Below are 23,007 nucleotides of genomic sequence, written 5' to 3' on the forward strand. Positions count from 1 at the left end.
TATATTGAAGCACGTTCTGCCTTGGGTGGAACGTGCTTTTTTTGTGTTTGTACGGAATTTTTCCGTTTGCCCCGCAATGAGCTCCTGTCATTCCCGAGAAAGTGTGTTTGCTCCGCAATGAGATCTCGATCCCCTTTTCATTTACCCAAAAACACAAAAAATCCGGGCAGAATCAAAAATTCTGTCCGGATTACTGATTATTTTCTGCGCTTTCTGCCTAAGCCCATTGCGCGTTCCATTTTTTCTACCATCTTATCTGCTTTCCGCGCTGCTTTATCGCGGCCGGCATCAAGAATCTCATCCAGTTCTTCACTGTTGAGGTAATAGTTGTATTTTTCCTGGAAATCGATAAGGAATTCTTTCACGACTTCCCCGAGGTCCTTCTTAAAGTCTCCGTAGCTGGAGTCTTTATATTCTTCAGTCAGCTGTCCGATTGTTTTATCGGTTAATGAACTGTAAATAGTGAGCAAGTTCGAAATACCAGGTTTGTTTTCCTTATCGAATTTAATTTCGGTATCAGAATCGGTAACGGCAGAACGGATTTTCTTCGCCGCCTGATTCGGATCGTCCAGTAAGGTTATAAATGATTTTTGATTATCATCACTCTTACTCATTTTCTTAACAGGCTCGTTCAGGCTCATAATACGTCCGCCGACTGCCGGCAGTTTAATTTCAGGCAGTGTGAAGATGTCATTATATTTAGTGTTAAAACGCTCGGCAATATTGCGGGTAAATTCAATGTGCTGAGTCTGATCGTCACCGACTGGTACTACGTCAGCGTTATAAAGTAAAATATCGCCGGCCATTAAAGCAGGATAAGTCAGGAGTCCAACAGAGATGCCGTCCCGCTGATTTTGCTTTCGTGCTTTATCTTTAAACTGTGTCATACGTTCAAGCTCTCCGATATATGAAGTACACTGCAGCATCCATGCTGCTTTGGCATGAGCTGAGACTTCACTTTGTATAAAGAGAGAAATCTTATCGGGATTTAAGCCGCTTGCAAGATAAATTGCTGCGAGCGCGCGTGAGTTTTCACGGAGCTTTAGCCGGTCCTGGGGCACAGTGATAGCATGCTGGTCCACGATGCAGAAGTATGAATCGTATTCGTCCTGTAATTCAACGAATTGTTTATAAGCGCCAATATAGTTCCCTATAGTCGGAATACCGCTTGGCTGAACGCCTGAGAATAATGTTTTCATTAATGTCACCTACATAGTTTTAGTTAGTCTCTTAATATTAATACTCTTTTTGCAGATGTGCAATCAAGTGGGCAAATTAGCATTCATTTATATGAAAAAACTGGAGGAGGCAGTATTAATGTGGAAAACATCTATACTTTGACCAAGTTTGATGTTATAATAGAATCAGGCAGTAAGTATTGCTTTTTAACAGCAGCTTAATTAATAATTTTTAAGATTATTACAATATTCTCATTTTATTTTAATGTTTAGTACCTATAATAAGAATTGTCAACAGGAGTCAGGGTTACATACTGGTGAGATGTTTAAAGATAACTTTAAACGGGTATGGATTCTTGTTAGAAATAAAAAAATTGGAGTGTGAGTTACATGGTAGTACTATTTACTTCTCCAAGTTGTACGTCATGTCGTAAGGCAAAAGCATGGTTGCAGGAAAACGATATTCCTTATACGGAACGCAATGTATTTTCTGAACCATTAACTTTAGACGAAGTTAAATCTATTTTAAGAATGACAGAGTACGGGACAGAAGAAATTATCTCGACTCGCTCTAAAACTTTCCAAAAATTAAATGTTGATATCGAAAGCCTTCCTATGAATGAGCTGTATACTTTAATTATGGAAAACCCCGGTTTATTGAGACGTCCAATTATTATGGATGACAAACGTTTACAAGTGGGCTACAACGAAGATGAAATCAGACGCTTTTTACCACGCAGTATTAGAACCTTGCATCTAATCGAAGCTAAACGCCTGGCAGAATTATAAGAAATATTTGTACGATGATTAACTTGATATATGTATGAAGTTCAATACGCCTGCAGATGATTTGCTATCTGCGGGCGTTTTAACATATAATAAGCAGACAAATCTAAAATTTGGTATTATATTATAATCCTTAGTATAATAGGCAGAAATGATGGTAAGGGAGTGAGCAGGATGAGAATTGAAAGAGTGAACGACTCAACCATTAAATTCTTCTTAACATACAGCGATATTGAAAGCCGCGGTTTTAACAAAGAAGATTTATGGATGAACCGTCAGCGCGGCGAAGAATTTTTCTGGACGATTATGGATGAAGTAAACAACGAGCAAACAGATGATTTTGCTATGGATGGCCCATTATGGATTCAAGTGCATGCGTTCGACAAAGGTATCGAAGTCGTTGTGTCTAAGTCCCAGAATGAACATGATCCGTATGGCATGGAGCCTTATGCCATGAATATTGAAAACCGGGAAATCGAATCATTTATCGATAAAGCCATCGACGAACGGAAAACTGACAACAATAATAAATTTGATGTTCCAGTCATTAATGAACCCCTGATGGTTCACTTTAGTGATTTTGAAAATCTTATAAAATATACTCATGAAGTTGAAGTGGATGAAACGCTGTATGAAGATTTACTGTATGTACTGGATGGTAAATACTACTACCAGGTCTTCTTTGACTACAGAACACATTTTGACAGTATGGAAGGTATTGAATCAAAGCTGCTGGAATACAGTGAGCCGACTTCGATTGCCAGTGCCTTACTGGATGAATATGGAAAAATTATAATGAGTAACAACGTTCGGGCGCAGGTTAGAAGATATTTTCAAGAAAATTAATTAACTTGTACGAAAAAAAAATAAAACCTCCTTTTTCCCTATATATAGGAAAAGGAGGTTTTTTTATGTTTATGGCAAATGATGAAAACGGCTTGCAGGTTATGGCTTTAAATGCAGTAAAAAATGAACTGTATTTCTGTCCGGTCTGTGACACACCTGTTATTTTAAAAGCAGGCAGCGTAAAGGTTCCGCACTTTTCTCACCATCATATTTTACAATGCAGCAGATATTTATACAAAAGGGAATCGCTGCTCCATTTAAAGCTGAAACACGATTTATACCTTAAATTGAAGAAGCGTTACGATACAGCGATGGAATATTATCTTGAAAGTATTGAACAGATTCCGGATATTTTAATTGAACACAGCCTGGCTCTTGAAATTCAGCTGTCAAGAATCAGTCCGGAATTAATTTTATCGCGCACCTCAGGCTATCGTAAGCTCGGTATCAGAGTAATCTGGCTGCTGGACGAAAAAGAAATAAAACAGGAAGGTGTGCTCGTCTCCTTAAGTCATTTTCAGCTGTCCGCCATGTCCGAAGATACTATCTATACAGTGGATACCGAAAAACTTATTATTACTGCCTGGCACATCGGGCATACTGCCGGCTTAAACCGTTTCACATTTAAAAAAGAACAGGTGGTCCTGGATGATTTATTAACATTTCAAACTAAGGAAAGCTGGGCAGAAACATACAGGCTGTCAGAAGCAGCGGTGAAGCGTTTAATCCGGCGTGAGAAATCCGGGAAATCAGTCTTGAATCCGACACTGACTTATATGTATCAGCTGGGTCTGACTGCAGGCACGCTGCCTGATTTTCTTTATTTTACCGGTTTTGATGAAAGATATATTTTAAATTCGCCAATTGAGTGGAAGTTATATATTTATTACCATTTAACGAACAGTACTTTTGACCGCGAAAAGTTTTCTAACTTTATTAAATTGAGAACACTCTCTGATATTCCTGATAAAAACACAATCATTAAGAAGCTGCTTGCTTTCTATTTAAAAGTTTTTCGGATTTCGAAAGATATTGCTTGAATAAAGAATAAATTATTGAGAAAATTGTGTTACTAATAAACGGAGGTTTTTATTCATGGGGAATTTAATTACTAGAGAAGAACAGCAGCTTGAAAATACGTGGGATTTAACGACGATCTTTAAAAGTGACGAAGATTTTGAAAAAGCGTATAAAGCACTCGAGAGCAAAATCGCTGATAACGATCAATTCAAAGATGGTTTCGATTCTGCAGAAAAACTCGCAGATGCTCTGGAGCTCGAAAGATCACTCGATACAGAACTCGGGCAATTATTTGTCTATGCTCATTTAAAACACGACCAGGATACGTCAAATGATACTTACAGCGCACTCGAAAGCCGGGCAAGATCACTTGCAGTTAAATACTCGACAGCCTGGAGTTTCCTCGTGCCGGCAATTATGGAAATTCCTGAAGAAACTTTAAAAGAATATGCGAATCATGAACGGCTCGCGGAATTTAAATTTGATCTTGAGAAATTAAATAAGCAGCGACCGTATATTTTAAGCGATAAAGAAGAACAGCTCCTTGCCCGTGCCGGTGAAGTGATGCATACACCATCTCAAGTGTACGGTATGTTTAATAATGCAGATATTACTTTTAAACCTGCTGTTGACAAGGAAGGAAAAGAGCATGAACTTACTCAGGGGAACTATGTTGAACTGCTTAAATCTTCCGACAGGACGCTGCGCGAGTCTGCTTATAACAACCTGTACGGTGAATATAATCAATTTAAAAACACACTCAGCCAGACACTTGCCGGAGTTGTAAATACTCATGCTTTCAGTGCGGATGTCAGAGGGTATAAATCAAGCCGTCATCAGGCGCTGTCAAATAACCATATTCCTGAATCTGTGTATGACAACCTGGTAAACACAGTGAACGATAATCTTCATCTTTTACACCGTTATACAGAACTGCGCAAGAAGTTTTTAAAAGTCGATGAATTGAAAATGTATGATATGTACGTACCGCTCGTTGAAGATACAGACTTTGATATGACTTATGAAAATGCCAAAGAATGGCTTGTAAATGCTCTCCAGCCTTTAGGTGAAGAATATGTCAGCATCGTTAAAGAAGGCTTAGAGAACCGCTGGGTAGACGTATATGAGAACAAAGGAAAACGTACAGGTGCATACTCATCAGGCACTTACGGGACAAATCCGTTTATCCTTATGAACTGGCAGGATAATGTCAATAACCTGTTCACGCTGGCGCATGAATTCGGACATTCTGTGCACAGTTATTATTCGCGCAAAAACCAGCCGGCAAATACGAGCGGCTATTCTATCTTTGTTGCAGAAGTCGCAAGTACTTTTAACGAAGCGCTGCTTGCTGATTACATGTTTAATACGCTCGATGATAAAAAACAGCAGCTGTACTTATTGAACGAACAGCTGGAAGGTTTCAGAGGCACCGTGTTCCGTCAGACGATGTTTGCGGAGTTTGAGCATGCAATTCATGTGCTTAAAGAAGCGGGAGAGCCGCTGACAGCAGGCAAGCTCAGCGAAGTTTACGGAGATCTGAATAAAAAATATTTCGGTGATGCAGTCGACTACGACGAAGCAATCAGCGTGGAGTGGGCAAGAATTCCTCACTTCTATATGAACTATTACGTTTATCAATATGCAACAGGCTACGCAGCTGCAGCAAGTCTGTCAAAACAGGTGCTGGAAGAAGGGGAAGAGACTGCACAGCGCTATATCGAGGAATTCCTTAAAAAAGGATCATCGAACTACCCGATTGAAATATTAAAAAATGCTGGAGTCGACATGACGACGAGCAAACCGGTTGAAAATGCACTGGAAGTTTTTGAAGCACAATTAACAAAATTTGAAGAATTGCTTACTGATTTAGAGAATTAAGTTTGTGAATTCGTTTACATTATGACAATAATGTGAAAAACTGTTCAAAGTGTTGCTTAGAGCTTGTTACCGTGCTATATTTAACTCATGAAAATTTTATCACTGAAACATACCCCTTTGTTAACAGTGAAAAATTTCTCCCATCCCCTTTGTTTGAGTAGCACATTATAGAAGATGTGCTACTTTTTTTATTGGCTTTTTTAATACATATTAAAAAACACTGGGCTCGGACATAAATGTTTACAGCATAAATAAGCCGTACGTTAGCTTTTCTGGGGCATCGCGTGAGTCTGTAGTCTCACGCAGATGCTATTCCCCTAGAAGTCTAACGTACGGCTTTTAAAGTGAAATCATCTAATATTATAACCTTTTATATCTTTTGTTTCGGACCTGGTATTTTTCGTTATTAATGTTTTGCCTGCAGCGGAACTGCCGGCTGTTTAAGCTGATAGAAAGACTGATTGTTTAAATTGACTTCATCAATTAAGCGCTGAAGCCGCAGTTTTTTCAGTTCGTTTAATAATAAACCGGCACGCCACTCAAAGATAGTTTTTAATTCATCAAAACTGACGAGTTCATGGGCTCTGATATAGTCAATGATACTTGGAAGCTGTCTTTTCTCCACTTCGATACCGATCAGCTCGTTAATAATATAAGTGTATATATGATATGGATAAAAACCTTCAACTTTAACCCCTTCCGATTTTACATCACCTGAGAAGAAAACCATGGCGGGCAGGCTTTCGATATCCATCTCCCTGAACACTGACAAATCGTATTTCAGCATCGCATCGAGTGTCGGAGAGTTCAAATCTTCGTGGAATGAATTTAAATCGATGCCGGCAAGTCTTGCGCTGTCATCAATCATTTCTTTCGTGCAGATTGTATTCAGCGGATTAATCCTGTTAAAAATATATCTGATAAAAGCTCGAGCTTTGGACTGTCCCTGGATTTCCGCCGCTTTGTAGGCGAGTGCTATATTATCGACACTGGATGTAGACTGCGCCTGACATTTAGTCAGCACAGACAGCGACGGCGCCAATATTTTTTTAATAGTAATATGTCCGCGGTATTCAATCAGCAATTTATTTATTACGGGCTCCATAGCTATACAGTCATTTGAAAATGGATCAAAGAAATAAAAAATTTCGACTGTATGATCTGACTGCTCCAATAACAGCAAGTCTTCACTATTATTTTTGCTCACGTATTTCACCTCTATATTTTTGTTGACGGCTGTTAATCCTCACTGTTTACCATATGCTTTGCAGTAAGGGTATAACGTGCCATCAAATACTCACGCAATTCTTCATCTATACCGACGTCAAGAATCGCCCGGTTCATATTCTCAAGCCAGGCTTCGCTTGCAGCGGGTGTCACTTTAAAAGGGATATGCCTTGCCCGGAGCATCGGATGTCCGTACTTTTCGTTGTACAAATTCGGTCCGCCGAGAAATTGTGTTTGAAAGAGTTTCTGCTTATAGGCAGTTTCTGTTAAATCGTCGGGGAAAAGATGGTTAATACGGTCGTCATTTTTTACATATTCATAAAAAATATCTATCATTTTATAAAGCTTTTCCTCGCCGATTTCATTATATGCTAAAGGCATCAGTTTACCCCCTTCTTGTGTTTAAGTGCATTATAAAAACGTGCGCTTTTAACAATTTCGTCTCGTCGTACAATACCATAATTATTAAGAATTTGCGTAAATTCTGCCTGTCCGGTACTGACGTCAGGCGCTTCAAATTCAAGTTCAAAGTCAGTCGTCCCGAGGTAGGTGCTCCTGTCGAGCACGAGCAGACCGAGGTTTAAAGGTTTTTCGAACCGTTCGGTCACTAAGGTTCCCTGAATGGCCAGACTGTCCATCCGGATATTGCGTTGTTTAAGCTGTCCGCGTATGTTTTCCGGGATGCTGCTTTCATCGATGGCAGCACCTTCGGTGAGATCGATATCCGTAACACCGGAATACTCGTAAACGACATGGCGTTCATCCGGGATTTTTACCGTCATGAGCTGCTTGCCGCCTTCGACCCGTATTCTCAGCATTAATAGATTGTTAATCAGCTGCAGTTCATTATTATCTATGTAGTAGTTTGTTAAATGCAGCGGCTGTCCGCCGGAGAAATGATCGTTCCTGATTTTACCGTATTCACTTTCCGTCAGCAGGTTTTTAAACTCGATTTCTTTTTCGAACATCATCCTCACTCCTCACAGTTATTATCCTTAAATTTTTAAAACCTGTAAAGCAAACAGATTATATATATAAGAATTCACGGGTTATGGTAGAATAAATTACGTCAGAAGTAAAAAATAATGGCCTTTACAGTGGAGTCTGGAGGATGAATTTAATTGGAAGAGTGGAGTATATTTTTAGCACCGTACAGACAGGCGGTGGAAGAGCTTAAAATTAAGCTGAAAGGTATCCGCAAAGATTATCAGATTACGAGCCAGTCCTCACCGGTGGAGTTTGTAACATCAAGAGTGAAGCCGGTCCAGAGTATAATAGAAAAGGCGAGTACGAGAAATATCCCTTATGATAATCTGCGTGCGCAGATGTATGATATAGCGGGTATCCGGATTATGTGCCAGTTCGTTGATGATATTAATGTAATTACAGATCATATCAGATCACGGGGAGATATGAAGGTAATTGAAGAACGCGATTATATCGAGAATACAAAGGAAAGCGGCTACCGCTCGTATCATATTATTATCGAGTATCCGGTCGAGAGCGTGAACGGCAGAATTAATATTCTCGCTGAAATTCAAATCCGTACGCTCGCCATGAATTTTTGGGCGACAATTGAACATACTCTGAATTATAAATATTCGGGAGAATATCCGCCGGAAATTAAAGACCGTCTGCAGAATGCAGCTGAAGCGGCTTATCTGCTCGACAAAGAAATGTCGGAGATAAGAGAAGAAGTTCAGGAAGCGCAGAAATACTTTTCCAAAAAACGTAATATATAAATGAAATCAGGTGATGATATGAGATTTGCTATAGTTTCAAAAGGGGATACAAAATCGAACGCGCTAACTGACAAAATGATGAACTATATGCTTGAGATGGATATGGTGCTGGATGAAAAGTCGCCGGAAATTGTCGTTTCTGTTGGAGGCGACGGTACGCTGCTTCAGGCGTTTCACCGCTATCAGCATATCGTCGGTGAAGTATCATTTGTCGGAGTGCATACAGGACATCTCGGTTTTTACGCCGACTGGGGACAAGATGAAGTTGAACGCCTGATTATGGCATTGAAAAATGATGACTTTGAAATCGTTGAGTATCCGCTTGTCGAAGTGATGATTCATTATGATAAAGTCGGCATGGAAACGAAGTACCTCGCCTTAAATGAAGCGACGCTCCGTATGACCAACGGATCGACACTGGTTATGGATGTGGATATCAGAAACCGCCACTTTGAAAGATTCAGAGGGGATGGTTTGTGTATTTCAACGCCTTCGGGTTCCACAGCATATAATAAGGCGCTCGGCGGTGCTATTATACACCCGTCCATCGAAGCAGTGCAGATGACTGAAATTGCATCGATAAATAACCGTGTCTTCCGGACGGTCGGTTCGCCGCTTGTCTTGCCGAAGCATCATTTTGTCAACGTCAGACCGGTTAACAGTGAAGAATATCAGATGACGATTGATCATGTGAACCTGGTGCACAAAGGTGTAAAGTCTATTCAGTTTTCCGTAGCTGAAGAGAAGATCCGCTTTGCACGATTCAGGCCATTCCCGTTCTGGCAAAGAGTGCACGATTCGTTCATTTCATAAAAGTTTTTGTTGAGAGTGGGTATGGATATGTCAAGAGACAACAGAGAAATAGATTTTGAAGAAGTAAAACAGAGCCTTATTAAGTATTTAAATGAAGAGAACCTGGATGGTTTCAGAGAAATATTTATGGACCTGCACAATTATGAACAGGGTGAAATTTACCAGGCGCTCACCGATGAAGAGAAAAATACTCTGTACAAGTTTTTAAGCCCGGAAGAAGTATCAGACTTCTTCGATTTGCTTGAACTTGAAGCGGATGAATATGAAGAACTGCTGGATAAAATAGATGCACGTTATGCAGCCCATATTATCGGGGCGATGCAGTACGATAACGCAGTGGATATTTTAAATGAAATCTCACGCGAAAAAATGACAACTTATTTACCGCTGATGGATAAAGAAGATGCAGTGGAAATCCGCAGTCTTATGAACTACGAGGAAGATACTGCCGGCGGTATCATGACGACGGAAGTTGTCAGCATTAACAGTCTTATGACAGTGCGTGAAGCTATGCGCTATTTAAAAGAAGTGGCGCCGGAATCGGAAATGATTTACTACCTCTTCGTTACCGATCCGGATAATCATCTTGCAGGCATTATTTCGCTGAGAGAACTGATCGTTGCAGATGACGATGAATACATCGGAGATGTCATGACCGAGCGAGTCGTGTCGGTAAGGGTATCGGATGATCAGGAGGAAGTCGCCCAAATTGTCCGCGATTACGATTTTCTTGCAGTGCCTGTTGTCGATTTTCAGGATCATTTAGTCGGTATTATTACAGCCGACGATATTATGGATGTTATTCATGAAGAGGCCGGGGAAGACTATTCAAGACTTGCCGGTATGAGCGATAACGAAAGTACTTCCGATACGGCGGTGGAAACAGCAAAGAAACGTTTGCCATGGCTTATAGGATTGACTTTTATGGGAATGATTACGGCATGGATGCTGTCATTTTTTGAAGATACTCTGGCACGGGTTGTGCTTCTCAGCGCATTTATTCCGGTAATCAGCGGGATGGCAGGGAACACAGGAACCCAATCGCTTGCTGTGGCTATCCGCGGTATATCGACAGGCGAAATCAAAGAGTCCAGCAAGATAAAGCTTGCAGGACGTGAACTCGGTTCCGGATTTATTACGGGTCTCGTCTGCGGAATTGTTATATTTCTTATTATTATAGTGATGTACCGGGAGCCGGTGCTCGGTATTATTGTCAGCGGCAGCTTGCTTGCATCGATGTCAGTTGCAACTATTATCGGCACTGTTATACCTTTATTAATGAATAAAGCTGGCATCGACCCCGCTATTGCCAGCGGTCCGTTTATTACTACAGCAAATGATATCATCAGCCTGCTGATTTATTTTGCGCTCGCAAATGTATTTATGTCGAGCTTATTATGATATTTCTTGCAATGGGGCTTAATAAAATGTAGATTAGTAGTAGGTACTAATACTAGGGATGAATTAGGAGGATTTCTGAATGGATTTATCAGGTAAAACATATGTAATTATGGGTGTAGCTAATAAAAGAAGTATCGCCTGGGGTGCAGCACGTGCTCTGGATAAAATGGGTGCGAAACTCGTATTTACTATTCTAGGCGAACGTTTCCGCAAGGAACTGGACAAGCTGCTTGTTGAACTTGAAGGCGAGCACGATATTATCGTTGAATGCGACGTAACAAGTGACGAAGATGTATCTAAAGCATTTAAAGAAATCGGCGAAAAAACAAACGGCATCGACGGTGTTCTTCACGCAATCGCATTTGCAGATAAAAACGAACTGACAGGCGGTTTCAGCGAAACTTCACGTGACGGGTTCAAAATGGCACTCGATATCAGTGCTTACTCCTTAACGATTGTTTCAAAATATGCTAAAGAAATCATGAATGAGAACGGCAGCATCGTCACGATGACTTACCTTGGCGGCGAACGCGCAATGCCTAACTACAACGTTATGGGTGTAGCAAAAGCAGCGCTTGACGCAAGTGTACGCTACCTGGCATATGATCTTGGAGAACAGGGCATCCGCGTGAACGCAGTATCCGCAGGACCAATCCGTACGCTGAGTTCATCAGCTGTCGGCGAATTCAAATCAATTCTTAAAGAAATTGCAGATCGTGCGCCGTTAAAACGCAACGTTGACCAGCTTGAAGTAGGAAACACAGTTGCCTTCCTTTTGAGCGACCTGTCAAGCGGTATTACAGGAGAAGTTCTTCACGTGGACAGCGGTTATCATATTATGGCATAAAAAAACTCCCTTTCGGGAGTTTTTTTATTGTCCTAATTTAAAGGTTTCTGTAACATGCCAGATACCGTTTTCCAGCTGCACGCACAAACTGATTTTATCCAGAGTTTCTGAATGCTCGATTCCAATCATTTGCAAATGACTGAGTGTATCTTCAAATTTCTGAGCTGTTTCCTCCTGGGCGAGGGTGAAATGCGGTACAAACGGATGTGAAGCTTCACCGTAAAAGTCGCCTTTGTTAAACGCTTCGTGAATTGAACTTAATGTTTCATTGGGCTCAACTTTAAAATAAACAACTTGTTTCTTTGGAGCAAAACTTGAAACCTTTTTAATTTCAATTTCTGTAGGCTGATGTTGTGATGCTACGTTTTTGATAAATTCTGCAATCTGAGGTTTTTCATTCTCATCCGCTTCAAAAGCTTCTTTTACTGTAATATGCGGTGCGATATATGAATATCTAGCATCATAACGCTTACGATATTGGTTCACAGTATCCTGAAGTTTTTTAGATGGAAATAATGCTATTCCAAATTTCATTTTAAAATGCCTCCCTAAACGATTTGTTTCAAGTATATCATTTTACGAAAAAAAATGTATACGTTTTCTATCCGAAAAAATGGCTAAGAACATTTTTAAGTTCCGGTTTCCATGTTTTCCAAATATGTCCGCCTTCCAGTTCGCGGTATGTGTATTCAAGCGGTTCGTTTTCAAGTATCTCATTCAACTTGCGGTTAGGTGTCAGAAAATCTGCCTGCGCGCCCATAATAGTTGTAAAATCTTCTTCTTCGAGGCCGATTGTATGGTAAATATTTAAATTAATCAGACTCATGCTGTTTTTAAAGCGCTTAATAAACTGCTCGTCGATGAAAGGGCTGAAAGCAAGCGCCTGGCTGAAAGTGTTCGGATAGGTCAATGCAACCGACAGAGCGAAACTGCCGGCAAGACTTTCGCCCATAAGCAGGCGGCTGTTTGCCATTTTTAAAGTTTTAAACTGCTTGTCTATAAAACTGTTGAGTTCGCGGCCAACAAAAGTAACAAACTTTTCATGATGCTCTCCGTTCGGACTGAAGTAATGATTGCGCCATTCAACTGAAGGATAGGGAATACCGACAATGATTGTCCGTTCCAGCTCACCATCTGCTTCCATCTTTTCAATTAATCGTTCAATTTGCCCGTATTTAAAGAAATCCTGCGAATCGAAAGTTATAATAACGTTGTACTTATAAAGATCGGAATACGATTTAGGCAGGTAATATTGTATTTCGAATGTTTCACCGCAAACCTCCGAGCTGAGGGATGTGGTATGTACTTTTCCTGGTGTTTTATCCAAAGTAACGCCTCCTTATATTGTATATTACCAATTTGTCCTTAGGGATAACATGTATTTCCGAATCTGCCTGTTATATAGTATGAAATTATAAGCAGGAATGATACAATATGAACAAACTAAAAGACTTCAGAGGTGCCACTTTATGACTAATAAACTTTGGTTTCAAAGCGGTATAGCACTTATTATTACTTTCGTCATTATTCTGCTCGTCATGCAGGTTCAGATTATCTTTGATCCGTTTATTACGATAATAATGACAATATTTTTCCCGGTATTAATAGGCGGGCTGCTATACTACATAACCGAACCGATTCAGCGCTTTTTAGAAAAACGCAAGGCGCACAGACTCGTAAGTATTCTTGCAATTTTTATAATTATCTTAATAGTTATTGCGGTTATTACGCTGACAGTAGCACCGATGGTAACAGAACAGGTACAGAATTTAGTCTCCAGACTGCCTATACTGCAAAGTGAAGTGCAGAACATTGCAAATTATCTGCTGAGCCAGCGGGAACGTCTGCCATTTGATATCGATCTGCAGTCGGTAACTGAGGATGCACTCGATATGGGAACGAATATGCTAAGCGGCTTTGTTTCTAATGCAATTACGATAGTGACAAGCACAGTGAGTGTCCTTTTAACCCTGGTGCTCGGACCGTTCTTTTTCTTCTTTATGCTGAAAGATCACCATAAGTTCATTCCAGCGATGACTTCACCGTTCAGCGGAACTTTTAAACAGTTTTTAATCGAATTATTATACGATATCGACCGCACTCTGCGTTCATTTATTCAGGGACAGATGCTGGTATCATTCATACTGTGTATTATCTTATACATCGGCTATACAATTATCGGCCTGGATTATGCATTGCTGCTTGCAATCTTTGCTTTGTTTATGAATATAGTGCCTTTCGTCGGTCCGTGGGTAGCATTTATTCCTGCTGGACTGCTTGCACTGATTCAAGATCCGATTATGTTTATCTGGGTATCGGTTATTACACTGATTGCCCAGCAGATTGAAAGTAACCTCATTACTCCAAATGTAATGGGGCAGTCTCTTGCACTGCATCCCTTGACTGTAATTACTATCGTGCTTGCTGCAGGAAATATCGCCGGTTTTATCGGTATTCTGGTAGCTATACCAACCTATGCAGTAATTAAAACGATTATCCAGAATATCTGGAGGTACCGTACAAATCTGAAAGATACCATGCTGACAGACATATCAAAAACAAATTAAATTTTTAGTAAACACACCCGGATGGTCCTTTTGGCTGCCCGGGTTTCTTTCTGCCGGCAGAATAAATTGCCCTTTTTACTGTCTTCAGCCGATATAAAGGTCAGAAGGTAAAAGGGGGAGAAAGATGAATCCAATTGAGTATTTAATTAATCATGGTTTTAAGGTTACATCAGATCCGGCGAAGTACAAAAGCGGAATATGGGGATTGAGAAATTATACGGTGAACGGCTATAACTATGATAATTACTGCGGAGGCTACCACAGAGCATATGATCTTGTGAAATATGACAGAGCACCGGTTCCGGCAGTTTTTGACGGTATTGCTGCTCCTGGAACAGCAGGTTTTGGAAACTTTGGCGGTACTGTAGTGCTTGCGAATAAGAATCTTGGTATTCAGGTAATCTACGGTCATCTTGCACGGCCGCTTTCTATTAGCCCCGGCCAGCACGTAAAGCAGGGGGATATTATCGGCTATCAGAGCAATACAAATTATCAGAATGTCCAGATGGGCAGCCATCTCCATATTCAATTTCAAAAATACGGCTATATAAGCAGGGAACGGAATTTTGTTTGTACGGGTATTAATCCGCTTGCTCTAAATGTCGATAAACGCAGGTATAATGCAGCTTGGCTGTGGAGCGGGGATTTTACTGCAGATCAAATAATTAATATCCGGGATTTTCCATCTCTGGCCGGTTCGAGAATTGGTTTTACAGGTAAAAACTCGAAATTTAGTTTTAATAAGCTCTATGATAATGACGGATACTGGTGGCTTAGATGCAGGCAGCAGGGGAAAACAGTATTTATCGCGTGCGGGAAAAAGATTCCGGGGACGGTATTTAAAGAAACAAAGCTATATGGAAAACTCAGCAGGCTGAATACATCAAAAGGAAAAGAATAAAAAAATCCATGCGCACCTGATTAAGGCTGCGTATGGATTTCTTTGTCGTTGGTTATATCATAAAGGACTCTGTTAATCTGAACCTGGTTCACTGCTTCCATTAAGAAGTAAGCAATAATAGCGTAAACGATAATACCGCCGATTAAGAGGAGATTACTTTGAACTACACTTAAAAGCACAGCAGGAAGGAATACTGCAAGAGTAAAAAGAACCAGCATAATGATTCTGTTGGAATTGATGCTGCGCTGTGCGTTTTGCAATTCTGCATCATATTTCTGATTAACTTTCTCCATGTTTACGTAACGGTCATCATTATACACATTGGTAATATTTACCTTGCCATGCAGATCATCTTCGACGTAACGCAAATCCATATGACTGTTATTCCAGGTAAGCAAGTTAAAGAATGACATAAAATTTCCACCACCTATGTTAAAATTGTCAAATTTAATATATAATTAATCATATTATACTTTACAAGGGTGGTCAATAAGTCTGACGGCACACCTGTTAAAAATCCTGCAGTGTAAATACTCAGACTGCAGATGAAGCCGCAAACGCATTTCACATGCTGAATAATGAAATATGAGAGCAGCCAGAGCTTTAATCATATTGTACCACTCTTGGAATGGTCTGCTGCATTATTTTTATTAATATATTAATAAAAATTAAGATTGTTAAATCGGAGTATAATAGAGTATCCACTGAGCAGAGTGGATTAAAAAAAGATGTAAAAAGTAAGTTAATCATTTCTATTATAAATAATATGTTTATAATGTATGATAAATAAGATTTAATTAGGGGGAATTAAAAATGGCGAAAACACCAGAAGAAAAACAGTTTTCAAGACGCGACTTCTTAAAGACTACAGGTGTAGCAACAGGCGGAATCATTGGAGGTTCTTTACTCGGTGGGCTTGTCGGCTTCAATCTGGATGGATCCTCATCTGAAGAAACTTCAACAACTGAAGACACAGCTTCAGAAGGAACTGAAACAGATAACAAAACCGGAGGATTAACAGACAATTCCCGTGTATTCTTTGCAAACGATACTGATTTTAATACAGTATCTGCAGCGATGGAACGCATTTTCCCGGAAACAGAATCAGGACCGGGAGCGATTGAACTCGGCTGTGCGTTTTATCTTGATGGTCAGCTTACAGGCCAATACGGCTTTAACTCTAAAGAATATATGCAGGGACCGTTTGCCGAACCGCTGCCGACACAAGGTTATCAGTCTAATTTAAATCGCCGGGATTATTTCATGCTCGGCATTAAAAAATTGAACGAAGAAGCGAATGATCGCCACGATGCCAACTTTGCAGATTTAGAAGACGGACAGATGGATGATATTCTGACTGATTTTGAAGCTGGAGAAGTTGACTTAGGTGTGCCAGCGCACACTGCAACATCAAGCTACTTCTTTACAATGCTACGTTCAGCGACACTCGAAGGTGCATATGCAGACCCGGTTTACCGCGGCAACCGCGATATGGCCGGCTGGAAAATGAAAAAATTCCCAGGTCACCAGATGTCATACATTCAATACATTGAAGATGACGAGTTCCATGAATTAGAGCCTGAACCGGTATTTGGTATGACTCATTAATCTAGCTGTCTATCAAATACAGACTCCAGTGAAGTTTTTTGGAGTCTGTATTTGATTATTCAATTACCAGAAATCAGGCAATAAATTTTGAGTTTATTTTAGGGGGAAAATTATGGCAACAACATTAGATAAAGTAGATGTAGTAACAGTAGGAGTAGGCTGGACCGGCGGTATTATCGCAGCCGAAGCAACTAAAGCGGGCTTAACCGTTATGGGTCTTGAGCGCGGCAGAAAACGCGGTACCGAAGATTATCAACATGTGCATGATGAGTTGAAGTACGCAGTGCGTTACGAGTTAATGCAGGACACTTCTAAAGAAACATTAACCTTCAGAAATAATAAAGATGAAAAAGCGCTGCCGATGCGTCAGCAGGGGTCTTTCCTTCTAGGTGAAAACTTAGGTGGAGCCGGTACACACTGGAATGGCCAGACTTGGAGATTCCTGCCGTATGATTTCGAGATTAAATCGATGACGGAAGAACGTTACGGTAAAAAGAAACTGCAGGAGGATGACGGCTATCAGTTTGAAGACTGGGGTATTACTTACGATGAACTGGAGCCTTATTTCAATACGTTTGAAAAAACAGCCGGAATTTCCGGTGAAGAGAATCCGCTTGGCGGAAAGCGTTCAGAATCGTACCCGACACCGCCTATGTTAAAATCACGCATGCTCCGCATGTTTGAAGAAGCTGCGACGAATATGGAGCTTCATCCTCATATGATGCCATCCGCAAACCTGAGCCAGCAATATGAAAATCCTGACGGCGAACAAATCAATGCATGTCAGTACTGTGCATTTTGTGAACGTTTCGCCTGTGAGTACGACGCTAAAGCAACGCCTGAAGTTACTGTAATTAAAACGGCTCAGAAAAGTGATAACTTTACTCTGCGCACAGAGGCTAATGTGGTGGAAGTAATTACTGATGAAGATGATGATTCTAAAGTATCAGGTGTTAAATTTGTTGATACGATAACAGGTGAAGAATTCATTCAGCCTGCTGATGTCGTGGCGCTGACAAGCTACGTCTTTAATAACTACAAGCTGCTGGCTGTTTCAGATATCGGAGAACAGTACGATCCGAAAACAGGCAAAGGCACTTTAGGCCGCAATTACTGCTACCAGATTTTCGGCGGTGCAACAGGATTCTTTGATGATCAGTTTAACACCTTTATGGGAGCCGGAGCACTTGGGATGGCACTCGATGATTACAACGGTGATAACTTTGATCACGAAGATCTTGACTTCCTGCACGGCGGTAATATATCTATTACTCAAACCGGGGCAAGACCGATTCTGTCGAACCCTGTACCGAGCGGTACACCTTCATGGGGGGAAGAGTTTAAAGAAGAGTCAATTACGAACTACACCCGCGTACTTTCTGTATCGGGGCAGGGGGCAACAAGTCCGCACAGAGAAAACTACTTAAGTATGGATGAAGAATATACAGATGTTTATGGTGTGCCCCTTGTCTGTCTCACATATAATTTTACTGATCAGGACAGAGCGAGACAGAAATACCTTGCTGAACGTTCAGGTGAAATTTTAGAAGAAATGGGCGCAAGCCAGGTTGACCTGGCGGCGGAGCTGACTGATTATAATATCGTTCCTTACCAGTCAACACATAATACAGGCGGTACGACGATGGGCTCTGATCCTGAAACAAGTGTAGTCAATAATTACCTGCAGCACTGGGACCGCGATAACTTGTTCGTCGTCGGTGCAGGAAACTTCCAGCACAACAGCGGTTATAACCCGACGGCGACTGTCGGAGCGCTTGCATACCGCTGTGCAGATGGTATTATTAAATATGCTGAAGATGGCGGACGCCTAGAAGAAGAATAAGGTGATGTAAAATGGAGCCGAAGCAAAATGGAAGTCGGAATCCTGATAACAAACATGTAAATAATGAACCGGAAACGGTAGCTAAACGGAAGAAAGTAACTAAAGAAGATCCATATGCCCCGCTGACTGATCACCTGGAGGATTTAAGATCTGTCCTGATTAAGTCTGCGGTTGTAATAACAGTATGGTTCCTGATTATTTTCTCCACTGTCGGATGGTGGTTTCCGGTCGTTTCAAAAGGGGCGGAAATCGTTGTTCTCGGACCGTTTGAAGTTATCCGTTTCTATTTAAGAACATCAGGCGCGATCAGTATCGGGTTTTCCATCCCGTTTATATGCTGGTTCCTGTGGCAGTTTATGAGACCGGGACTTGTGGATAAAGAAACACAGTTCCTGAAAGGGTCGCTGCCGGTCATGCTGCTGCTTTTTATAACAGGTCTGGCATTTGGATATTTTGTTGTGCACCCGCTCAGCTACTTCTTCCTGATTGAAATGGGAGAGCAGAATTTTAATGTGCTGGTCACTGCAGATGAATACATGTCGTTTCTGTTAATAACGACGATTCCGTTTGGGCTGGTCTTTCAGCTCCCGGTCGTCGCATTATTCCTGCATCATATCGAACTGCTGACTGTTGAAGTGATGACGACGATGCGGAAGTACGCATATTTTATTTTACTTGTCATCACAGCGCTTATTGCACCGCCGGATGTGTTTACGCACATGGTTACACTTATTCCGATGATTCTTTTATACGAACTGAGTATTATTCTGATTAAACGGAGAGAACGGAAGGAAAGAGCTAAAGCGGAAAAAGAACAAAAAGCGCAAGAGAAAGCAGAAAAAAAAGAACGGAAATAAAATAATTTTTAAAACGAGCGGACACGGCAAAATTGCCATGTCCGCTCATTTTTAATGAAAAGCAACATATCTCTATCTTTAGAAGGGTATTTTCATGTATAATTACTTAAGTTGAAAGGTGGTAACTGAGATGAAATCAACGATGCTTCTATCTCTTTTGAAGATAAAAACCACGTACGGAAATTTCCCGGAAACTGTCAGGGATATTACAGCGGATTCCCGGGAAACGCACGAGGAAGCTGTGTTCGCAGCAATAAAAGGACAACAGACCGACGGCCTTAACTTTGTAGAAGACGTCATTAAACGCGGATGCCGCTTTATTATAGCTGACCGCTATGTAGACTTGCCTTCTGATGTCGGTCTTATGGTAGTAAAAGATCCATCGAAAACTGCGGCTCTTTTTGCCGAATATATTTATGATTTTCCTCATGAATCCCAGACCATGATCGGCGTGACTGGAACGAACGGAAAAACGACAGTTTCAACGATGATTCACAATCTGAGTATGGCACTCGGCGAAAAAAGTGCGTATCTCGGAACGAATGGTTTTATGATTAACGATGTGCATATGGTATCAGCCAATACTACGCCGGAAACGACACGCTTGCACAAACGTATTAAAGAAGCGCATGAAAATGATACTGAAGTATTTACAATGGAAGTATCATCTCACGGGCTGAAACTCGGGCGGACTTTCGGTATCGACTTTGATATTGCCATTTTTACCAACTTAACGCAGGATCATCTTGATTTTCATAACAGTATGGAGGAATACGGGCATATTAAAGGTCTGCTGTTTTCCCAGCTTGGCCAGGATGTTAAAAAACATAAATACGTCGTGTTGAATAATGATGATGAATGGTCTCTTGTGTACAAAGATATGACACCGTTTGAAACAATATCTTACGGTATGGACAGCACGGCTGATTTTTATCCATCTGATATAAAAGGCAGTCTTGAAGGTTTTAATTTTACCTTGAATACGCCGGAGGGCAGTTTTGAAGTAAACTCTCCTTTTGTCGGGGAATACAATATTCAGAACTTAATGTGTGCAGTTATCAGCGAATGGCTGCAGGGCTACGATATTGAACATATTTTATCTGCAGTCCCTGAGATGAAAGCTGTAGACGGCAGATTGGAAGTTCTCGATCCGACCTTGCCGATTAACATTATAATAGACTTTGCCCACACGCCTGATGCCCTAAGAAAAGTAATTAACACTGTAAAACCCTTCGTTAAAGGCAGATTAATCTGCTTAATTGGCATGACGGGAGAGCGTGATTCTTCAAAAGGAGCTGAAATGGGCGAAATAGCGACGCTGGCTGATTATGCAGTCTTTACGCCTGACAATCCTGCGAACGACGATCCGAACATGCTTGTAAAACTGCTTGAAGAAGGTGCAGCCCACGATAATTATGTATCGTATACAGACCGGGAAGAAGGAATTATTCACGCAGTGAACAAGGCTGAACCGGGGGATACAATTATCCTCGCGTGTAAAGGGCGCGAACCGTATCAAATTATGGAAAACTATGTAAAAGTACCGCACAGAGATGATTTAATTGCGCTGGATGCCGCTTACCGAAAATACCGGAGTGAAGAATATGTTGACAGCGACAGTAAAATTTAACGGGACGGCCTGTGAAACTTATATCGGAGAGTATAAAGAAACATATATTATCAGCATACCGGAACTCAGCTTCAGTATGCAGGTGAGCTCGGACCTCACAGAAGAAGAGATGGCTGAAGAACTGATTATACATCTTTTCACAGTGCTCGATGAAGATGAAAGTGAAGAGGCCAGTGAAGCAATATTATCAGTAATAAGAACTGAGCTAGGAGAAAATAATGGATATAAAAGATGAAATACAGAAACGCAAGACGTTTGCGATTATTTCCCATCCGGATGCCGGAAAAACAACTCTGACAGAAAAACTGCTGTTATTCGGCGGTGCAATCCGCGAAGCGGGAACTGTTAAAGGTAAGAAAACCGGCAAATTTGCAACGAGTGACTGGATGAAAGTAGAGCAGGAACGCGGAATCAGTGTAACAAGTTCAGTAATGCAATTTGATTTTGACGGCTACAAGATAAACATTCTGGATACGCCCGGACACGAAGATTTCTCAGAAGACACTTACCGCACTTTAATGGCGGTGGATTCCGCGGTCATGGTAATCGATGCTGCCAAGGGAATCGAGCCTCAGACGCTGAAACTGTTCAAAGTTTGTAAAATGCGCGGTATTCCGATTTTTACCTTTATTAATAAATTGGACCGGGTCGGTAAAGAACCGTTTGAACTGCTTGAAGAAATTGAATCGACGCTTGAGATTGAAACCTACCCGATGACATGGCCAATCGGCATGGGGCAGAGCTTTTTCGGAATAATTAACCGCCGAGAGCGCACGATTAATCCGTTCAGAGAAGAAGAAACATTAACGCTCGACGATGATTACCAGCTGACTGAACCGCATAAAATAACAGAAGATGCTGCCTATAGAGATGCGATAGATGAATTTATGCTCGTGGAAGAAGCGGGAGACGAGTTCGATAAAGAAAAAATTTCGAAGGGTGACCTGACACCGGTATTCTTCGGTTCAGCTTTATCAACTTTTGGTATTGAAGAATTTCTCGACACATACGTTGACTTTGCTCCAGAGCCGACCGGACGCGAGACGACAGACGGTACAGAAGTCAGCCCGACAGATGAAGAATTTTCCGGGTTTATCTTCAAAATCCAGGCCAATATGGATCCTAAGCACCGCGACCGTCTGGCATTTATGAGAATCGTTTCGGGGAAATTTACCCGGGGTATGGATGCGGTACTTGCCCGCACTAAAAAGAAATCGAAGATTACACGGGCGACGATGTTTATGGCTGACGACAAAGAAACTATTAACGAAGCGTATGCCGGCGATATTATCGGCTTATACGATACAGGAAATTATCAGATCGGCGATACTCTTTACAGTGGAAAACAGCGTGATTTCATCGACCTGCCGCAGTTTACACCAGAAATGTTTATGAAAGTTTCTGCTAAAAATGTAATGAAACAGAAGCATTTCTACAAAGGTATCGAACAGCTCGTGCAGGAAGGTGCAATTCAGTATTACAAATCGATGCATACGAACCAGCCAATTTTAGGCGCGGTCGGCCAGCTTCAGTTTGAAGTGTTCGAACACCGTATGAAAAATGAATACAATACGGATATCGTTATGGAACCCGTCGGCAGAAAAATCGCGCGCTGGGTAGAAAATGAAGAAGATATTAAAGATTCAATGAACTCGCCGCGGGCGAATTTAGTATACGACCGTTTTGATCAGCAGGTTTTCCTGTTTGAGAATGAATTTGCGATGCGCTGGTTCTCGGATAAATATCCGGAAATCAAATTATACAGTCTGCTGTAAAGTAAATTTCACTTTACTTTTTACATTGACTATCATATATTTAATAAGAATTAAAAAACATATATAATGAACCTGTATTTTAAGG

Annotated in this window: 23 protein-coding genes; 16 read left to right on the plus strand and 7 right to left on the minus strand. The window is 41.0% G+C overall.

What is annotated here, in order from left to right; all coding sequences use genetic code 11:
• Positions 1-197: 197 nt before the first annotated feature.
• Positions 198-1,199, minus strand: coding sequence for a tryptophan--tRNA ligase (gene trpS, locus MHH58_RS03775; RefSeq protein WP_341345078.1), 1,002 nt, complete (start codon positions 1,197-1,199; stop codon positions 198-200).
• A gap of 369 nt (positions 1,200-1,568) precedes the next feature.
• Between trpS and spxA the strand changes: the two genes are divergently transcribed.
• The 4 genes from spxA (at position 1,569) to pepF (ending at position 5,711) form a co-directional block, all read left to right on the plus strand.
• Positions 1,569-1,967, plus strand: a complete 399-nt coding sequence (gene spxA, locus MHH58_RS03780; protein ID WP_115883884.1) for a transcriptional regulator SpxA — start codon at positions 1,569-1,571, stop codon at positions 1,965-1,967.
• 171 nt (positions 1,968-2,138) lie between these two features.
• The gene (gene mecA / locus MHH58_RS03785) at positions 2,139-2,810 is read left to right on the plus strand and encodes an adaptor protein MecA (RefSeq protein WP_115883883.1); all 672 of its coding nucleotides are present in this window, start codon (positions 2,139-2,141) and stop codon (positions 2,808-2,810) included.
• 65 nt (positions 2,811-2,875) lie between these two features.
• Positions 2,876-3,850, plus strand: a complete 975-nt coding sequence (locus MHH58_RS03790) for a competence protein CoiA (protein ID WP_135095968.1) — start codon at positions 2,876-2,878, stop codon at positions 3,848-3,850.
• Positions 3,851-3,905: 55 nt separating this feature from the next.
• Positions 3,906-5,711, plus strand: a complete 1,806-nt coding sequence (gene pepF / locus MHH58_RS03795; RefSeq protein WP_135095966.1) for an oligoendopeptidase F — start codon at positions 3,906-3,908, stop codon at positions 5,709-5,711.
• 406 nt (positions 5,712-6,117) lie between these two features.
• Here the strand turns inward: pepF and MHH58_RS03800 are convergent, their stop codons facing one another.
• The 3 genes from MHH58_RS03800 to MHH58_RS03810 are packed head-to-tail and all read right to left on the minus strand — an operon-like array spanning position 6,118 to position 7,909.
• A complete protein-coding gene (locus tag MHH58_RS03800) occupies positions 6,118-6,933 on the minus strand; it encodes a DsbA family protein (RefSeq protein ID WP_167753342.1) in 816 nt (271 codons plus the stop codon).
• 17 nt (positions 6,934-6,950) lie between these two features.
• A complete protein-coding gene (locus tag MHH58_RS03805; RefSeq protein WP_135095962.1) occupies positions 6,951-7,319 on the minus strand; it encodes a globin domain-containing protein in 369 nt (122 codons plus the stop codon).
• Positions 7,319-7,909 carry a CYTH domain-containing protein gene (locus MHH58_RS03810; RefSeq protein WP_135095960.1) on the minus strand — a complete coding sequence of 197 codons (591 nt, stop codon included), beginning with the start codon at positions 7,907-7,909 and terminating at the stop codon, positions 7,319-7,321. Before MHH58_RS03810 ends, MHH58_RS03805 begins: the two co-directional genes overlap by 1 nt.
• A 150-nt stretch (positions 7,910-8,059) precedes the next feature.
• On the opposite strand from MHH58_RS03810, the gene MHH58_RS03815 reads away from it, so the two are divergent.
• From MHH58_RS03815 to fabI, 4 genes are all read left to right on the plus strand, one after another.
• Positions 8,060-8,680 carry a GTP pyrophosphokinase gene (locus MHH58_RS03815; protein WP_115883877.1) on the plus strand — a complete coding sequence of 207 codons (621 nt, stop codon included), beginning with the start codon at positions 8,060-8,062 and terminating at the stop codon, positions 8,678-8,680.
• 18 nt (positions 8,681-8,698) lie between these two features.
• Complete coding sequence (locus tag MHH58_RS03820; protein ID WP_135095958.1) at positions 8,699-9,493, plus strand: NAD kinase; 795 nt, start codon at positions 8,699-8,701, stop codon at positions 9,491-9,493.
• A 21-nt stretch (positions 9,494-9,514) separates the two neighbouring features.
• Complete coding sequence (mgtE, locus tag MHH58_RS03825) at positions 9,515-10,894, plus strand: magnesium transporter (protein WP_135095956.1); 1,380 nt, start codon at positions 9,515-9,517, stop codon at positions 10,892-10,894.
• 79 nt (positions 10,895-10,973) lie between these two features.
• Positions 10,974-11,741 carry an enoyl-ACP reductase FabI gene (fabI, locus tag MHH58_RS03830; protein WP_135095954.1) on the plus strand — a complete coding sequence of 256 codons (768 nt, stop codon included), beginning with the start codon at positions 10,974-10,976 and terminating at the stop codon, positions 11,739-11,741.
• Between the two features lie 24 nt (positions 11,742-11,765).
• Here the strand turns inward: fabI and MHH58_RS03835 are convergent, their stop codons facing one another.
• Entirely contained in the window at positions 11,766-12,275 is a 510-nt protein-coding gene (locus MHH58_RS03835) for a 2'-5' RNA ligase family protein (RefSeq protein WP_135095952.1), read from the minus strand.
• A 67-nt stretch (positions 12,276-12,342) separates the two neighbouring features.
• On the minus strand, positions 12,343-13,068 hold the full coding sequence (locus tag MHH58_RS03840) for an alpha/beta hydrolase (protein ID WP_341345079.1): 726 nt from the start codon (positions 13,066-13,068) through the stop codon (positions 12,343-12,345).
• Between the two features lie 142 nt (positions 13,069-13,210).
• On the opposite strand from MHH58_RS03840, the gene MHH58_RS03845 reads away from it, so the two are divergent.
• Positions 13,211-14,308 (plus strand): AI-2E family transporter, encoded by a 1,098-nt coding sequence (locus tag MHH58_RS03845; protein ID WP_135095949.1) that lies wholly within the window; start codon positions 13,211-13,213, stop codon positions 14,306-14,308.
• A 124-nt stretch (positions 14,309-14,432) separates the two neighbouring features.
• Positions 14,433-15,209, plus strand: a complete 777-nt coding sequence (locus tag MHH58_RS03850; protein WP_135095947.1) for a M23 family metallopeptidase — start codon at positions 14,433-14,435, stop codon at positions 15,207-15,209.
• A 20-nt stretch (positions 15,210-15,229) separates the two neighbouring features.
• On the opposite strand, the gene MHH58_RS03855 is transcribed toward MHH58_RS03850, so the two are convergent.
• Complete coding sequence (locus tag MHH58_RS03855) at positions 15,230-15,622, minus strand: hypothetical protein (RefSeq protein WP_135095945.1); 393 nt, start codon at positions 15,620-15,622, stop codon at positions 15,230-15,232.
• A 400-nt stretch (positions 15,623-16,022) separates the two neighbouring features.
• On the opposite strand from MHH58_RS03855, the gene MHH58_RS03860 reads away from it, so the two are divergent.
• The 6 genes from MHH58_RS03860 (at position 16,023) to MHH58_RS03885 (ending at position 22,922) form a co-directional block, all read left to right on the plus strand.
• Positions 16,023-16,817 (plus strand): gluconate 2-dehydrogenase subunit 3 family protein, encoded by a 795-nt coding sequence (locus MHH58_RS03860; RefSeq protein WP_135095943.1) that lies wholly within the window; start codon positions 16,023-16,025, stop codon positions 16,815-16,817.
• Between the two features lie 112 nt (positions 16,818-16,929).
• Positions 16,930-18,660, plus strand: coding sequence for a GMC family oxidoreductase (locus MHH58_RS03865; protein ID WP_135095941.1), 1,731 nt, complete (start codon positions 16,930-16,932; stop codon positions 18,658-18,660).
• Between the two features lie 11 nt (positions 18,661-18,671).
• Complete coding sequence (gene tatC, locus MHH58_RS03870; RefSeq protein WP_135095939.1) at positions 18,672-19,517, plus strand: twin-arginine translocase subunit TatC; 846 nt, start codon at positions 18,672-18,674, stop codon at positions 19,515-19,517.
• Between the two features lie 130 nt (positions 19,518-19,647).
• Positions 19,648-21,147 (plus strand): UDP-N-acetylmuramoyl-L-alanyl-D-glutamate--2,6-diaminopimelate ligase, encoded by a 1,500-nt coding sequence (locus MHH58_RS03875; protein ID WP_341345080.1) that lies wholly within the window; start codon positions 19,648-19,650, stop codon positions 21,145-21,147.
• Positions 21,122-21,382, plus strand: a complete 261-nt coding sequence (locus tag MHH58_RS03880) for a YueH family protein (RefSeq protein ID WP_167753328.1) — start codon at positions 21,122-21,124, stop codon at positions 21,380-21,382. Before MHH58_RS03875 ends, MHH58_RS03880 begins: the two co-directional genes overlap by 26 nt.
• Entirely contained in the window at positions 21,366-22,922 is a 1,557-nt protein-coding gene (locus tag MHH58_RS03885) for a peptide chain release factor 3 (protein WP_135095933.1), read from the plus strand. The genes MHH58_RS03880 and MHH58_RS03885 overlap by 17 nt, the downstream gene beginning before the upstream one ends.
• Positions 22,923-23,007 lie beyond the last annotated feature (85 nt).

The sequence above is a fragment of the Jeotgalicoccus sp. FSL K6-3177 genome, from assembly GCF_038050175.1.
In the GTDB taxonomy this organism is placed as follows: Bacteria; Bacillota; Bacilli; order Staphylococcales; family Salinicoccaceae; genus Jeotgalicoccus; species Jeotgalicoccus nanhaiensis.

Coding starts and splice junctions, on each gene's coding strand:
- trpS (WP_341345078.1), bottom strand. CDS start 1,199: ATGAAAACATTATTCTCAGGCGTTCAGCCAAGCGGTATTCCGACTATA.
- spxA (WP_115883884.1), top strand. CDS start 1,569: ATGGTAGTACTATTTACTTCTCCAAGTTGTACGTCATGTCGTAAGGCA.
- mecA (WP_115883883.1), top strand. CDS start 2,139: ATGAGAATTGAAAGAGTGAACGACTCAACCATTAAATTCTTCTTAACA.
- MHH58_RS03790 (WP_135095968.1), top strand. CDS start 2,876: ATGTTTATGGCAAATGATGAAAACGGCTTGCAGGTTATGGCTTTAAAT.
- pepF (WP_135095966.1), top strand. CDS start 3,906: ATGGGGAATTTAATTACTAGAGAAGAACAGCAGCTTGAAAATACGTGG.
- MHH58_RS03805 (WP_135095962.1), bottom strand. CDS start 7,319: ATGCCTTTAGCATATAATGAAATCGGCGAGGAAAAGCTTTATAAAATG.
- MHH58_RS03810 (WP_135095960.1), bottom strand. CDS start 7,909: ATGATGTTCGAAAAAGAAATCGAGTTTAAAAACCTGCTGACGGAAAGT.
- MHH58_RS03820 (WP_135095958.1), top strand. CDS start 8,699: ATGAGATTTGCTATAGTTTCAAAAGGGGATACAAAATCGAACGCGCTA.
- mgtE (WP_135095956.1), top strand. CDS start 9,515: ATGGATATGTCAAGAGACAACAGAGAAATAGATTTTGAAGAAGTAAAA.
- fabI (WP_135095954.1), top strand. CDS start 10,974: ATGGATTTATCAGGTAAAACATATGTAATTATGGGTGTAGCTAATAAA.
- MHH58_RS03835 (WP_135095952.1), bottom strand. CDS start 12,275: ATGAAATTTGGAATAGCATTATTTCCATCTAAAAAACTTCAGGATACT.
- MHH58_RS03845 (WP_135095949.1), top strand. CDS start 13,211: ATGACTAATAAACTTTGGTTTCAAAGCGGTATAGCACTTATTATTACT.
- MHH58_RS03850 (WP_135095947.1), top strand. CDS start 14,433: ATGAATCCAATTGAGTATTTAATTAATCATGGTTTTAAGGTTACATCA.
- MHH58_RS03855 (WP_135095945.1), bottom strand. CDS start 15,622: ATGTCATTCTTTAACTTGCTTACCTGGAATAACAGTCATATGGATTTG.
- MHH58_RS03860 (WP_135095943.1), top strand. CDS start 16,023: ATGGCGAAAACACCAGAAGAAAAACAGTTTTCAAGACGCGACTTCTTA.
- MHH58_RS03865 (WP_135095941.1), top strand. CDS start 16,930: ATGGCAACAACATTAGATAAAGTAGATGTAGTAACAGTAGGAGTAGGC.
- tatC (WP_135095939.1), top strand. CDS start 18,672: ATGGAGCCGAAGCAAAATGGAAGTCGGAATCCTGATAACAAACATGTA.
- MHH58_RS03875 (WP_341345080.1), top strand. CDS start 19,648: ATGAAATCAACGATGCTTCTATCTCTTTTGAAGATAAAAACCACGTAC.
- MHH58_RS03880 (WP_167753328.1), top strand. CDS start 21,122: ATGTTGACAGCGACAGTAAAATTTAACGGGACGGCCTGTGAAACTTAT.
- MHH58_RS03885 (WP_135095933.1), top strand. CDS start 21,366: ATGGATATAAAAGATGAAATACAGAAACGCAAGACGTTTGCGATTATT.